Here is a 13,246-nt window from a genome sequence, read left to right as displayed (position 1 = left end):
GTGTTTTTCCCGCCGCTGGCGGGGTTGGCCCCCCCGCCCTCGCCCCCGGGGGGGGGGGGGGGGGGGGGGGGGGGGGGGGGGGCCGGGGCCCCCGAACCAGACCCGACGAAACCCCGCCCCCCACCCCCACAGACGCCACCCCCACAGACGCCACCCCCACAGACGCCACCCCCACAGACGCCACCCCCACAGACGCCACCCCCACAGACGCCACCCCCACCGGTACGAGACCCAGCCGTACCGGCACCACCTCCACCCGCACCGGTGCGAGACCCAGCCGTTCCGGCACCACCTCAACCTCCACCCCCACCGGTCCGCGGCCCAGCCCTGCCAGCACGACGTCCGCCGCCACCCGCACCCGCCGCCACCTCCTCTACGCCGCCGCCCTGTTGCTCGTTTCATTCGTCGGGCTGTGGGTGCTTTACGAGGTGCAGCCGCTGCCGATGTCCGACATAGCGGTCTACCGGGCCGAGGGGGAGGCCGCCGCGAGTGGCGGTGATCTCTACGGCTTCACGGTCACCAAGTGGGACCTCCCGGCCACCTATCCGCCCTTCGCCGCCCTCCTTTTCATCCCGACGACCTGGCTCTCCCTCGGCACCCTCAAGATCGTCTGTGTGCTGGTCAACGCCGGGCTGCTCGCCCTGCTGATCCATCTCTCCTGCCAGGCCACCGGTGTGCGCCGGGCCGCGCACACCGCGCCGGCCGTACTGGCCGCCACCGCGCTCGGCCTCTGGCTCGAACCGGTCTTCCAGACGTTCGTCTTCGGCCAGGTCAATCTCGCCCTGACCTGCCTGGTCCTGTGGGACCTCGGCCGCCCGGACGGCGCCCGCGGCAAGGGTTTCGCCACCGGAATTGCGGCGGGCATCAAGCTCACCCCCGCGATCTTCGCCGTCTACCTCCTCATCACCGGCCGGGTGAAGGCCGCCTTCAGCGCCCTCGCCGGGTTCCTGGTCTCGGTGCTGCTCGGCTGGCTGGTGCTGCCGGACGCCAGCGTCGAATTCTGGACCCGGCGGATGTTCGAGACCGACCGGGTGGGCAAGGTCTGGATCGTCGACAACCAGTCCCTCCAGGGCCTGATCAGCCGCGTCCTGCACAACCCCGAACCGGGACTGCTGTGGGCGGTGCCGGCGCTGCTGACCGCGGCCGCCGGGCTCTACGCCGCACGCCGGGTCTATCTGCGCCGCGGCCTCGACACCTGGGGCGTGCTGTGTACGGCCGTGACGGCGCTGCTGGTCTCACCGATCAGCTGGTCGCACCACTGGGTCTGGTGCGTACCGCTGCTGATCGGCCTCGCCGCCCGCGTCCGGCGGCACCTCTGGCGGCGTGCCCTGCTGGCCGCCGTCACCCTCGTCTTCACGGCCCGCACGATGTGGCTCGTGCCGCACCGCGGCGACCTCGATCTGCACTTCTCCTGGTGGCAGCAGCCGCTCGCCGCGCCGTACCCCCTGCTCGGGCTGGCGCTGCTGGCGGCCCTGATCTGGTGGACCCGGCGTGCGGGGAACGCGCCGGGAGGGGAGGGAGAGCCGGGGGAGCCGGGGGAGCAGGAGGAGCAGGGGAAGCCGGGAGTGTCCGCGCGCCGCCGTATTCCGTCCCCGCGCGCCGACCAGGACCTGACCGCCCGGACCGCCGAGACACAGACGGCCCGGACCACCCGGACTGCCAGGACCGCCCGACCCCGCACCGCATGAGCCCGGGCCGGACGGTCACGCCCAGGAACGCCTGAACATCCTCTGCCGCTTCTTCCTACCCGTCCTCGTCCGCCGCCGACGGCTCCTATGCACCCTGGCCGGCCGCCGGCAGCTCCTACCCGCCCTCGTCCGCCGCCGCCAGCAGTCCCTACACGTCCTCGTCCGCCGCCAGCAGTTCGTCCGCGTCGACGATCCGGTACGCGTAACCCTGCTCGGCCAGGAAGCGCTGGCGGTGGGCCGCGAAGTCCTGGTCGATGGTGTCGCGGGCGACGACGGAGTAGAAGCGCGCCTCGTGGCCGTCGGCCTTCGGGCGGAGCACCCGGCCGAGCCGCTGGGCCTCCTCCTGGCGGGAGCCGAAGGTGCCGGACACCTGGATCGCGACCGTCGCCTCGGGCAGGTCGATGGAGAAGTTGGCGACCTTCGAGACGACCAGTACCGAGATCTTGCCTTCCCGGAACGCGTCGAAGAGCTTCTCCCGCTGGGCGTTGGTGGTCTCGCCCTTGATCACAGGGGCGTTCAGATGCTCGCCCAGCTCGTCGAGCTGGTCGATGTACTGCCCGATGACCAGCGTCTGGTCGCCCTGGTGGCGGCGGACCAGCGCCTCGGTCACGTACTGCTTGCTGGCCGTCGTGGCGCAGAAGCGGTACTTCTCCTCGGTCTCGGCGGTGGCGTACGCCAGCCGCTCCGACTCGGAGAGGTTGACCCGTACCTCGACGCAGTCGGCCGGGGCGATGTAGCCCTGCGCCTCGATCTCCTTCCAGGGGGCGTCGAACCGCTTCGGGCCGATGAGCGAGAACACGTCCGACTCCCGGCCGTCCTCGCGCACCAGCGTGGCGGTCAGCCCGAGCCGGCGCCGGGCCTGCAGGTCGGCGGTGAACTTGAAGACCGGCGCGGGCAGCAGGTGCACCTCGTCGTAGACGATCAGGCCCCAGTCCCGGGAGTCGAACAGCTCCAGGTGCGGGTAGACGCCCTTCCGCTTGGTCGTCAGCACCTGGTACGTGGCGATGGTGACCGGCCGGATCTGCTTCTTCGTCCCGCTGTACTCGCCGATCTCGTCCTCGGTCAGCGAGGTGCGCCGGACGAGTTCGTGCTTCCACTGCCGCGCCGAGACCGTATTGGTCACGAGGATGAGCGTGGTGGCCTTGGCCTCTGCCATGGCGCCCGCGCCGACCAGCGTCTTGCCCGCGCCGCACGGCAGGACGACGACGCCCGAGCCGCCGTGCCAGAAGCCCTCGACGGCCTGCTGCTGGTACGGCCGCAGCGCCCAGCCGTCCTCGCGGAGCTCGATCGGATGCGCCTCGCCGTCGACGTAACCGGCGAGGTCCTCGGCGGGCCAGCCCAGCTTGAGCAGCGTCTGCTTGATCTGGCCGCGCTCGGAGGGGTGGACGACCACGCTGTCCGGGTCCAGCCGGGCGCCGACCAGCGGCTGCACCTTCTTGGAGCGGAGGATCTCCTCCAGCACCGGGCGGTCGGTGGTGGTCAGCACCAGCCCGTGCGTCGGGTGCTTGATCAGCGTGAGCCGGCCGTAGCGGGCCATCGTCTCCGCGACGTCGACGAGCAGCGCGTGCGGCACCGGATACCGCGAGTACTGCACCAGCGCGTCCACGACCTGCTCGGCGTCGTGCCCGGCGGCCCGCGCGTTCCAGAGCCCCAGCGGCGTCACCCGGTACGTGTGGATGTGCTCCGGCGCCCGCTCCAGTTCGGCGAACGGCGCGATGGCCCGCCGGCAGGCGTCCGCCAGCTCGTGGTCCACCTCCAGCAGCAGCGTCTTGTCGCTCTGGACGATGAGGGGTCCGTTCACGCGCCTCGCCCTTTCCGTTCGGTGTGCGGCCCGGGACGGGAGCGTCCTGTGCGGCCAAATCTCCAGTGTGCCCCATCGGCGGGGAAGCGAGGGAGGAGCGGCGAACGGCAGACCGGGCGGCCGGGCCGGTCAGCGGTGTGGGGTGGGCCTTGGGCGGTGAGGAGGGCCTGCCAGGTGGGGGAGTCGGCGACGCGGGTGCAGGAGAGGTGGCGGGAGCGCTGGAACTCCTCCAGGGAGCGCGTGCCCTGATGGCCGCGTGCCGGAAGCTCGGTGCGCGGGAGGCCCTCGGCCCGGGCAACGCCGGACACAGCACCCACGGGCACTGCGGCTGGTCCCGCTGATCCGAAGCGGCTCCAGGATTCACCGCACCGCACCCGCACTCCCGGCCGGGCGTCGCCATGAGGCGAGGCCCGGTCGCCGCCTCACACCACGTCGTCCGCGAGTTCCGCGACTCCGGTGATCCGGTGCAGCGGATAGGTGCGTACCTCGTCGGCGGTGTGGTCGTACGCCGTGACGAAGCCGCCCTCCACCCGTACCGGGGCGATCACCCGCTGGCTGGCCGCGCCGTCGGCGTTGACGTAGCCGATCCACAGGGCCGAGTTGGTCAGCACCGCGGCCTGCATCGTGGCGAGGGTCTCGGCGGAGGTGGTGCGCGGGAGCGTGCCGGGGGCCGGAGCGGGGGCGTGCACCGGCTTGCGTTCCGCGGTGGCGGCGAGGTCGCCGGCGCGGATGGCGCGCACCGCCGCCTCCAGGAGGGTGCCGTCGGGCGACGGCGGGCCGTCCGGGACGGGGGCCGGGGCGGTCCGCGGCGGGGTGCGGTACGAGTCGGCGCGGGCGATCAGGACGTCGCCGGCGGCGGACTCGGCGGCCGGGGCGTAGCCCATCGCCCGTAGCCCGTCGAGGAGTTGCTCGGGTGCGGTCTGGGCGGCGAGCACCGTGGGGGCCAGTCGGCGCAGGCGGAGCCCGGCGGCGCGCCGGTCGGCGAGGATCTCGGAGAGCAGCGCGTCGTCGTCGCAGCGGACGTAGGCGGCGGCCGCGCCGATCCGCAGCCGGCCGTGCTTACGGGCCACGTCGTCGATGAGGTAGGCGAGCGGCTGGGGGACCGGGGTACGGGAGTGGCTGCTGAGGAAGTCCTGAAGTTCGGCGGCGGAGCGGCCGGCGTCGAGGGCGCGGCGCACCGAGGCCGGGGTGAAGCGGTAGACCGTCGCACCGCCCTTGGACTCGATGTCCGCGAGGACGTCCAGCGCCTCGGCGAGCGGGCGCTGCAACGGGCCGGGGGCGACCGCGGTCAGGTCGGCCTGGAGGAGGACATGATCGAGGGGTTCGGGGAGGAGGGGGGCGAGCAGGGCGGCGGCGCGGGTCGCCGCGGCACCGATCTCGGCCCCGGATGCCACTCCGCCCCCGGCTGCCGCTCCGGCCGCGAGGGGTGCTGCCTCCGCTCCGGCTTCCGTCCACGTGCCGGTTGCCGGCCCCGTACGGGCTTCCGGTCCCGCTCCGGCCTTCGCTCCCTCTGCGCCGATCAGCATCCGGCCGTGGGTGGCGAGTGCGCCGCGCCCGGTGACGCCCAGCAACTCGGCCTCCTCCAGGGCCCATTGGGCCAGGCGCGAGCGGAGGTCGTAGGCGCCGGCGGACTCGGCCTCCGCGCCCCCGCCTGCCGTCGGTCCCGCGGTCCCACTCGTCGTCGGGCCTGCAGCGCCGCCCGCGGTCGGTCCCCCGGTCCCGGCCGCCGTCGGGCCCCCGGCCCCGCCCGCCGTCGGGCCCGCCCCGCGCAGTGGACGTTCCCAGCGGAGCCGGGAGAGCACCGTCGCCGCCGGTACGGACGTACCGGGCGGCAGTGTGGCGAGCAGGGTGAGGGCGCGGCGGCGGACCTCGGGGGCCGGGGAGCGGTCCAGGTGCGGTCCGAGGGCGGCGAGCGCGCGGCCCTTCGCGTCGGCGGTGCCGACCACGCCCGAGGTGCGGGTCGCGGCCAGCCAGCCGGCCGCCAGCTCCGCCCACCGCTCATGATCGGGCAGCTGCCGCCACTCCTCGGCGGCCGGGGTGGCCGCGTACCGCTCGTCGGCCTCGCCGTCGGAGGCGATCAGCCCGGCCGCGTAGGCGAGTTCGAGCCAGAAGGCGGCGAGCCGTTCGGTGGTGTCCAGGGCGGTGGCGGTGCGCTTGAGGTCGCGGACGCTCATCCCGCCGGCGCGCAGCACGGGCGGGCCGCCCAGGTCCCACTCCTTGAGGAGTTCCTCGACGGTCGCCAGGGCGGTGAACGCCTGGCTCGCCGCGGCGTTGTCCACAAGCTGTGGATCACGTTCCGTCGTGGGCGCGAGCGCCGGCGGCACCGGCTCCGGGCTGCGGTGGGCGCGCCCGCCGCGCAGATGGAGCGCCGCCTCCCGCGGCAGGACGACGTTGCGGGCCCCCGCCGGGAGCAGCAGACCGCGGTCGAGCAGCCACTGCAGATGAGGGGCCGGGCGGTCGGTGACCGCGCCGTACGGCGGGCCCCACAGCAGTTTGTCGAGGACCGCGACGGACTCGGCCGGCGCGGTGTCCAGCAGCGCGGCCATCCGCTCCCGGTCGCGGAACAGCGCGGTCAGCGCGGCGACCGCGGAGACCGGGTCGTGGGTGGTGGGCAGCCCGGCCGCGGCGAGGATCTCCTGCAGCCGCCCGGGCGACATCCCGGCGGCGGCCTCGGCGACGGTCGGGCCCAGACCGGTCGGCGAGGGGCGCGCGGCGCCGGGCGCCAGCAGCTCCCGGGCCGTCCGCACCAGCCGCAACCGGTCGTCCGGCCCCCACACCAGGGCCTGCCCGCGCAGCTCGGCGACGGCCCGGGGCAGCGCTCCGGCCACCGCCTCGTCCCCGGCGTCCCCGCCCATCAGCGCGCCCAGCGTGTCGTACGGGCACGGGTCGGGCGCCACCGCCAGCGCCTCGGCGGTCTGCAGTGCGAACCGGTCGAGCCGCTCCACCGCGCGTACCACCGATGCCCGGGTCCCGGCCCGGGTCGCCAGCTGGGTGACATCGCCCGGCACCGGGCTGAGCAGATCGGGGCGTGCCCGCAGCAGCCCGACGAGCCCGCTGTCACTACGGGTCCGCAGCTCCTCGGCGAGGGTGCGGGGGGTATCGGTGGTCATTCGTACAACGTTAGCGGGGCGACCGGGCCAGGGGCAGGGAGCGGCGGCGGGGTACCGGAGGATCCGGCGCCGGGCCGCTCGCGGCGGATCCGCCGGCGCCCCGCCGCCGCTCCGCCGCCGCTCCGGGCCGGGCGGCGGCCGGCGCGGTACCGTCGGGGCAGTAACCAGCGGACGCCGCAGGGGATTTCGTGGGGATCGAGAGTGAGCAGCTCGTCTTTGACTATCTGAGCCGGGTCGGCGACCTGGCCCAGCAGCGGGGCCTGCCCCCTGCCGCGCGGATGCGGCTGGTGTCGGGGCTCCGGACACAGATCGAGGCGCAGAGAGCCGACTCGGTGGTGGGCACCAGGCGGATGCTGGCGCGGCTGGGCACGCCGGAGGCGCTGGTCGAGGCGGCCGGCGGCACCCCGGCGGCGGCCGGTACCCCGCAGCCGGACCCGGCCCCGCCAGCCCCGTCCACCTCGTCCGCCCCGTCCGGCTCGTCCGCCCGGTCCGCCGCCCGTGATCGGCTCGACGCCTTGACGGCCTGGCGCGACGGACTGCTCGCCAAGGCGACGCCGAAGGAGCGGGCGGCACAGAAGCGGGCCGCGGACGGGGCCGGCGCGGCGAACGGGGACGGGAGGGCGACCGGCGACGGCACGCCCCGGAACGGCGACCGGCCGGCGTCCGGCAGGAGAGGTCTCTTCACCAAGGGCGCGGCGTTCGGCAAGGGCGCGGCGTCCGGCAAGGTGCCCGGCCCGCGCGCCGGTGCGCCGGAGTCCGCGCCGTCCGTCGGGCTGCCGCCGCACCTCGCCGGCGCGGACGAGCTGGGCGACGGGCAGGACGTCCCCGACTGGTGGCGGGTGGAGCCGGGACCGTACGGGCCGGGGGAGACCGTGCCCGGCTTCGTGGGCGGGATCGAGATCCCGGAGATATGGCAGCACCCGAAGGGCGATCCCGCCGGGCGGCGGCCGTCGCTGCGGAAGGACGGCACGGAGGCGGACGACGACGCGGACGGCGAGGACGCCGGGGCCCGTACGGAAGACGGCGCGGCCGGCGGTGCGGACGAGGGCGCGGGCGACGACGGGGCGGCCGTGGAGGCCGTCCGGCCGGTGCCGCTGCGGGCCTGGCTCAGTCCGGTGCCGGCGCTGGCGGTGGTCCTCCTGGTGGCCGGGGCGGTGCTGGGGTCGTGGCTCGCGCTGGCGGGCGGCTGGGCACTCGCCTACGTGTCGCGGCGACTCAGTCCGGCCGAGGCCAAGTTCGCGGCGCTCGGCGTGCCCGGGACGGTCGTCGGCGGTCTTCTGGTGTGGCTGTGGGGCCGGTTCGACGGGCGGTGGGGCGAGCCGATCGCGCAGGGCCGGCTGGGCCAGGAGCTGATCGATGCGCTGCCCGGGGTGGTGCGGGCCGCGGCGGTCGCCTCGGCGCTGTTCCTGCTGTGGCGGATGCGGCGGGCGGCCCGCTAGGGGCACCCATCCAGAGGTCCTCAGCCAGAGGCATTCAGCCAGCGGCCCTCATCCAGGGGCATTCAGCCAGACGCACTCGTCCAGCGACCTTCATCCAGGGGCACTCGTCCGAGAGAGATGCCCGCCGGCCGGGAGCCCCTCCTGAAGGATCCGGCGCGGGCACCACTGACCGGGCCCACCAAGAATGACCGGGCCCATTGAGGCTCACCGGGCCCATCGCTGACCGGGCCCATCGACTGACCGGGCCCATCGAAACGGCTCTCTATGCAAGATCCGATCGTGGCGTCGCGGTGTCGTCCGGGGCCGTTTCCGTTCTGGTGTAAAGGACCTCGCGGCCTTGCTCCGCGGCGCGGATGAGCGCTTCGCTGACGAAGTCGAGGAAGCGGGCGGCGTTTTCGAGGCGGGTGGCGGCCGGGGTGTCGCGGCCGAGGATGACGGCACCCTGCCGCGCGGCCTCGATGAACTCGTCGTTCGCGCGGGCGCTGCGGAGCATTGACTGGTACCAGAGGTCGTCGTCGACGACGTAGCGCTCGCGGCGGCGTTCGCCTGATTCCCGGCGGACGAGCTCCAGGCCCTCAAGGAACGTGATCGCCTTGGAGATGGACGCCGGGCTGACCGCCAGGCGTTGGGCGAGTTCGGAGGCGGTGAGGCTGCCGGTGTCGGTGGTGTAGAGGCAGCCCAGCACCCGGGCCATCATCTTGGGCAGGCCCGAGGTCATGAAGACGGTGGTGAGGCTCTCCTGGTAGTCGCGCACGGCCTCGGCGTCGCGTCCGTAGGGCTGCGGAAGCGCCTGCGACCCCTGGGGCGCGGCTTGTTTGCGCCGGTGGGTGCGCTGCTGGGTGGCGCGGTGGGCGAGGTCGGCGCGGTACCCGGTCGGGCCGCCGTTGCGCATCACTTCACGCGTGATCGTGGAGGTCGGACGGTCGAGACGGCGGGCGATCTCGGCGTAGGCCAGGCCGTCGGCCAGTCCCGTCGCGATCTGTTGGCGCTCGGACTGGGTGAGTCTGCCTCCCGGCATCACGACCCCCTTCATGCCCCGTGGGTGCTCCACGGTGCTGCTCGATGTTCCTCAACGCCTCCACCATAGCGTTCATCTTCAATGCATTGCAACGGTCGTCTCTCCGTTCGTTGCGTTAAACGAGAGGGTGTTGCAATGATTGCTCGCCTCTCACCTGCATAAGTCGTGTTCTCACGCAAAGATCTCGTTGCAGCGAACCGTAAAGCAACGTAGCGTTTCCGTTGTTCCGAAACAGCGAACCGTATGTACAAGGGAGAGCACGATGCAGAAGTTCGACACCCCCGCCCCGATCGCCGCCGTCCTGGCCGTCCCCGCCGGACGTGTCCAGTTCATCGCCGCCGACCGTGCCGACACCGTGGTCGAGGTCCGGCCCGCGAGCGCCTCGAAGGGCCGCGACGTGAAGGCGGCGGAGCAGACCACGGTCGACTTCGCCGACGGGGTCCTGCGGATCGAGAGCCTGACGAAGAACCAGTACCTCGGCCCCACCGGAGCCATCGAGGTGACGGTCAAGCTGCCCGCCGGTTCCGGCGTCGAGGCCAGGACGGACAGCGCCGAACTTCGGGCCCTCGGCCGCCTCGGTGACGTCGCCTTCGAAGGCGCGTACCGCCAGATCAAGATCGACGAGGCTGCGAGCCTTCGGCTCACCGCGGTCGACGGCGACGTCGAGGTCGGCCGGTGCGGCCCCGCGGACATCAGCACGGCAAGGGGCGACATCCGGATCGCCGAGGCCACGGGCGGCAAGGTCGTGCTCCACACCCAGTCCGGCGACATCACGGTCGCCGCCGCCGCCGGTGTCTCCGCCGCCCTGGACGCCGGCACCAGCCACGGCCGCATCAGCAACTCCCTCAAGAGCGACGGCACCGCCGAACTCGACATCCACGCCACCACCCCGCACGGCGACATCACCGCCCGCAGCCTCTGACCCGCTCCCTCCAAGGGCACCCGCAACGCCCCCGGCCATCGGGGCGAACGCGAACTCGCGAATGCCATGGACGCCGCGCCGGGGCGGCGTCCCGCACGGCGAACGCGGCACGGCCATCGCCCCGGACGCGCCCAGCGGCAGCCGAACCTCACCGCACCACCCATCCGCACACACCCCACAAGGAGCCTTCAGTCATGTCCCTCAACCCCACCGGCCGGCACAGCGGTTTCTCCGAAGCAGGGCTGCGCAGGATGCGCGACGTGCTGGCACGGCACGTCGAGTCCGGGAAGATTCCCGGGCTCGTCGCCCTGGTCAGCCGGGGCGACGAGACGCACGTCGAAGCGCTCGGGACGATGCGCCATGACGGGGGCGCGCCGATGCGCCGGGACACGATCTTCCGGATGGCGTCCACGTCCAAGCCGGTCACGATGGCGGCGTCGATGGTCCTGCTCGACGAGTGCCGACTACGGCTGGACGACCTGGTGGAGCCCTGGCTGCCGGAACTGGCCGACCGCCGGGTGCTGAAGCGGATCGACGGCCCGCTGGACGACACCGTGCCGGCGCGGCGGCCGATCACCGTACGGGACCTGCTGACCTCCACGTTCGGGCTCGGCGTGGATCTGACGTCGATGGGCACCCCGATCATGGACGCGATCTTCGAGCGGGGCGTCTTCTCCCAGAGTGCGCAGGAGACGCCCGGGCCGGATGAGTGGATGCGCCTGCTGGGCACGCTTCCGCTGATGCACCAGCCGGGGGAGCGCTGGCAGTACCAGATAAGCCACGATGTGCTCGGCGTGCTGGTGGAGCGGGTCACCGGCCAGCCGTTCGAGACGTTCCTGCGCGAACGCGTCCTCGACCCGCTGGGGATGGCCGACACCGGTTTCCACGTGCCCGCCGGCAAGATCGACCGGCTGCCGACCGCCTACGTCCCGGACCCGCGGACCGGGGAGTTCACCGTGTGGGACGAGGCGGCGGGCGGGCAGTACAGCCGGCCTCCGGCGTTCCGGTCCGGCGGTGGTGGGCTGGTCTCCACCGTCGACGACTACCACGCCTACTTCCGGATGCTGCTCAACGGCGGGATGCACGGGAGCGAACGGATCCTGTCCCGGCCCGCCGTCGAGCTGATGACCACCAACTGCCTCACGCCCGAGCAGACCGCCGCGCGCAGCGCCATGGCCCGCGACAACGTCCACAACTCGTTCGGCCAGGGGCAGCACGGCGGTTGGGGCTTCGGGATGGCGGTACGCACCTACCGAGGCGACTACGCGCCCATCGGCCAGTTCGGCTGGGACGGCGGAACCGGCACCACCACCTACGCCGACCCGCACCACCGGCTCACCGGCACCCTGCTCACCCAGGTCGGCATGTCCACCCCGGATTCGGCGCGGGTCATCCACGACTTCTGGACCACGGTGTACCAGGCCATCGACGACTGACACCGCCCCCGCGCCCCGGCAGTCAGGCCCCTGACACCGAACCGTCGACCTGCCCACGAGGGGCGGCGCAGAGCACATGGCGGCGAACGGCCGGCAACAGCAAAGGGCTCTTCCCCGTACGGGGAAGAGCCCTTGTGTGTGGAGCGCCCGGCAGGCCTTGCACCTGCATCTCCCACCGGTTGGTGGACGTCTTTCCTTGGACCACAGACGCGCGACTCCCGCCCGCGGGCGGAAGCTTCATCATGATCATACCGGATCGGTGGGCCGGCGAAAAACAGTCCCTCCGGGCCGGGGTGCCGGGGAGGCCTGCACGGGCCACCGTCCGGCTGCCGCGGGCCCCCGGGCACAATGGCGGGCATGGCTGCGTACCCCCTGACGGTCGGCTTCGACCTCGACATGACGCTGATCGACTCCCGCCCCGGAATCAAGGCCGCCTACGAGGTGCTGTCCGCCCGGACCGGCACCCATGTCGACGCCGACGCCGCGGTGACCCGGCTCGGGCCGCCGCTGGAGGAGGAGATCCGCCGCTGGTTCCCCGCGGAGCGGGTGGCGGAGATCAGCGCCCAGTACCGCGCGCTGTACCCGGAGTACGCCATCACCCCCACCCCCGCGCTGCCCGGCGCCCACGAGGCGATCGCCGCGGTGCAGGCGGCCGGCGGGCGGGCGATCGTGGTGACCGCCAAGTACGAGCCGAACGCCAAGCTCCACCTGGCCCACCTGGGCCTCGAACCGGACGCGGTGATCGGCTCGCTGTGGGCGGAGGCCAAGGCCGAGGCACTGCGCGACCACGACGCGACGGTCTACGTCGGCGACCACACCGGTGACGTGCGGGGCGCCCACACTGCCGAGGCGCTGTCGGTGGCCGTGGCCACCGGGCCCTGCGACGCGGCGGAGCTGCGGGCGGCCGGCGCCGATGTGCTGCTCGCCGACCTGACGGAGTTCCCGGCCTGGCTGGCGCGTTACCTCGCGGAAGGCGCAGAGGGCGCGGACGGTGCGGAGCCCTCGGCGGCCGCCACCGCCTGACGCCGCTGGACCACCGCGGAGCGGATCACTCCGCTCGCGGCGACCAGGAAGCCGGCGCCCATCAGCATGCACAGCCAGTAGAAGCCCCACGGCAGCGGCGTGGTTCCGAGGAACAGCGGCGTCACGGTGGCGAGAGTGGCCAGTGCGCCAACTAGGAACATGATCGCGCCGATTCGGACCAGCAGATCCCCTGCGCGGGGCGTTTCGTCAGACACCTGACCAGGGTAAGTCCGCACCGGAAGCACAGAGGATCCACCCGGCGGCGTCTTGTCACCGGCCGGGGGACCATTAGCCTTGGTGGTGGCGGGTCCTGCGGCCCGCTGCATTGCTATCCAGACCGTTTTTTCTTCCGCGCTTCCGCGGCGGACCAGCCCAAGTTTTTTCCAACGAGTACGAGGACGAGGACAGACGTGCCTACCGGCAAGGTCAAGTGGTTCAACAGTGAGAAGGGCTTCGGCTTTCTCTCCCGCGACGACGGCGGTGACGTCTTCGTGCACTCGTCGGTGCTGCCCGACGGTGTAGCCGCACTCAAGCCCGGCCAGCGCGTCGAATTCGGCGTCGTCGCAGGTCAGCGCGGCGACCAGGCGCTGACGGTGACACTCCTCGACCCCGCGCCCTCGGTGGCCGCCGCCCAGCGCCGCAAGCCCGACGAACTCGCCTCGATCGTCCAGGACCTCACCACGCTCCTGGAGAACGTCACCCAGCAACTGGAGCGCGGCCGCTACCCCGACAAGGCCCACGGCGCCAAGATCGCCGGCATGCTGCGGGCGGTCGCCGACCAGCTGGACGTCTGACCGCACCGGACCACC

General features: G+C 73.1%; 11 protein-coding genes. 7 read left to right on the top strand and 4 right to left on the bottom strand.

Features of this window, described 5'->3' with window-relative positions; all coding sequences use genetic code 11:
• Positions 1–386: 386 nt before the first annotated feature.
• Positions 387–1,688: a glycosyltransferase 87 family protein gene (locus AB0E02_RS35685; RefSeq protein ID WP_362147725.1), complete on the top strand. Its 1,302-nt coding sequence runs from the start codon at positions 387–389 to the stop codon at positions 1,686–1,688.
• Between the two features lie 148 nt (positions 1,689–1,836).
• Here the strand turns inward: AB0E02_RS35685 and AB0E02_RS35680 are convergent, their stop codons facing one another.
• Positions 1,837–3,489, bottom strand: a complete 1,653-nt coding sequence (locus tag AB0E02_RS35680) for a DNA repair helicase XPB (RefSeq protein ID WP_362147720.1) — start codon at positions 3,487–3,489, stop codon at positions 1,837–1,839.
• A gap of 206 nt (positions 3,490–3,695) precedes the next feature.
• Here AB0E02_RS35680 and AB0E02_RS35675 point away from each other — a divergent pair, with 206 nt between their 5' ends.
• Positions 3,696–3,830 (top strand): hypothetical protein, encoded by a 135-nt coding sequence (locus AB0E02_RS35675; RefSeq protein WP_362147717.1) that lies wholly within the window; start codon positions 3,696–3,698, stop codon positions 3,828–3,830.
• Positions 3,831–3,911: 81 nt separating this feature from the next.
• Here AB0E02_RS35675 and AB0E02_RS35670 read toward each other — a convergent pair whose 3' ends face one another.
• Positions 3,912–6,599 carry a helicase C-terminal domain-containing protein gene (locus AB0E02_RS35670; RefSeq protein WP_362147714.1) on the bottom strand — a complete coding sequence of 896 codons (2,688 nt, stop codon included), beginning with the start codon at positions 6,597–6,599 and terminating at the stop codon, positions 3,912–3,914.
• 188 nt (positions 6,600–6,787) lie between these two features.
• On the opposite strand from AB0E02_RS35670, the gene AB0E02_RS35665 reads away from it, so the two are divergent.
• The gene (locus AB0E02_RS35665; RefSeq protein ID WP_362147712.1) at positions 6,788–8,038 is read left to right on the top strand and encodes a hypothetical protein; all 1,251 of its coding nucleotides are present in this window, start codon (positions 6,788–6,790) and stop codon (positions 8,036–8,038) included.
• A 262-nt stretch (positions 8,039–8,300) separates the two neighbouring features.
• Here AB0E02_RS35665 and AB0E02_RS35660 read toward each other — a convergent pair whose 3' ends face one another.
• The gene (locus tag AB0E02_RS35660; RefSeq protein ID WP_362147709.1) at positions 8,301–9,056 is read right to left on the bottom strand and encodes a helix-turn-helix domain-containing protein; all 756 of its coding nucleotides are present in this window, start codon (positions 9,054–9,056) and stop codon (positions 8,301–8,303) included.
• 262 nt (positions 9,057–9,318) lie between these two features.
• Between AB0E02_RS35660 and AB0E02_RS35655 the strand changes: the two genes are divergently transcribed.
• The 3 genes from AB0E02_RS35655 to AB0E02_RS35645 all read left to right on the top strand — a co-directional run bounded on the left by AB0E02_RS35655 (position 9,319) and on the right by AB0E02_RS35645 (position 12,437).
• Positions 9,319–9,978, top strand: a complete 660-nt coding sequence (locus AB0E02_RS35655; RefSeq protein ID WP_362147707.1) for a DUF4097 family beta strand repeat-containing protein — start codon at positions 9,319–9,321, stop codon at positions 9,976–9,978.
• 194 nt (positions 9,979–10,172) lie between these two features.
• Entirely contained in the window at positions 10,173–11,414 is a 1,242-nt protein-coding gene (locus AB0E02_RS35650) for a serine hydrolase domain-containing protein (protein WP_362147704.1), read from the top strand.
• Positions 11,415–11,771: 357 nt separating this feature from the next.
• Positions 11,772–12,437 carry a haloacid dehalogenase-like hydrolase gene (locus AB0E02_RS35645; protein WP_362147701.1) on the top strand — a complete coding sequence of 222 codons (666 nt, stop codon included), beginning with the start codon at positions 11,772–11,774 and terminating at the stop codon, positions 12,435–12,437.
• Here the strand turns inward: AB0E02_RS35645 and AB0E02_RS35640 are convergent.
• Complete coding sequence (locus AB0E02_RS35640) at positions 12,374–12,652, bottom strand: hypothetical protein (protein WP_362147699.1); 279 nt, start codon at positions 12,650–12,652, stop codon at positions 12,374–12,376. The genes AB0E02_RS35645 and AB0E02_RS35640 overlap by 64 nt on opposite strands.
• 195 nt (positions 12,653–12,847) lie before the next feature.
• On the opposite strand from AB0E02_RS35640, the gene AB0E02_RS35635 reads away from it, so the two are divergent.
• Positions 12,848–13,231 (top strand): cold-shock protein, encoded by a 384-nt coding sequence (locus AB0E02_RS35635; RefSeq protein ID WP_033266409.1) that lies wholly within the window; start codon positions 12,848–12,850, stop codon positions 13,229–13,231.
• Positions 13,232–13,246: the final 15 nt, after the last annotated feature.

Origin of the sequence: Streptomyces sp. NPDC048196 (assembly GCF_040652715.1) — a bacterium.
In the GTDB taxonomy this organism is placed as follows: Bacteria; Actinomycetota; Actinomycetes; order Streptomycetales; family Streptomycetaceae; genus Streptomyces; species Streptomyces siderophoricus.
Note: the sequence above shows the minus strand (reverse complement) of the source record. Positions and strands in the feature narration are given on the sequence as shown.

Bases quoted from the DNA above. Each gene is read 5' to 3' on its own strand.
- AB0E02_RS35670 (WP_362147714.1), bottom strand. From the start codon at position 6,599: ATGACCACCGATACCCCCCGCACCCTCGCCGAGGAGCTGCGGACCCGT.
- AB0E02_RS35660 (WP_362147709.1), bottom strand. From the start codon at position 9,056: ATGCCGGGAGGCAGACTCACCCAGTCCGAGCGCCAACAGATCGCGACG.
- AB0E02_RS35655 (WP_362147707.1), top strand. From the start codon at position 9,319: ATGCAGAAGTTCGACACCCCCGCCCCGATCGCCGCCGTCCTGGCCGTC.
- AB0E02_RS35650 (WP_362147704.1), top strand. From the start codon at position 10,173: ATGTCCCTCAACCCCACCGGCCGGCACAGCGGTTTCTCCGAAGCAGGG.
- AB0E02_RS35645 (WP_362147701.1), top strand. From the start codon at position 11,772: ATGGCTGCGTACCCCCTGACGGTCGGCTTCGACCTCGACATGACGCTG.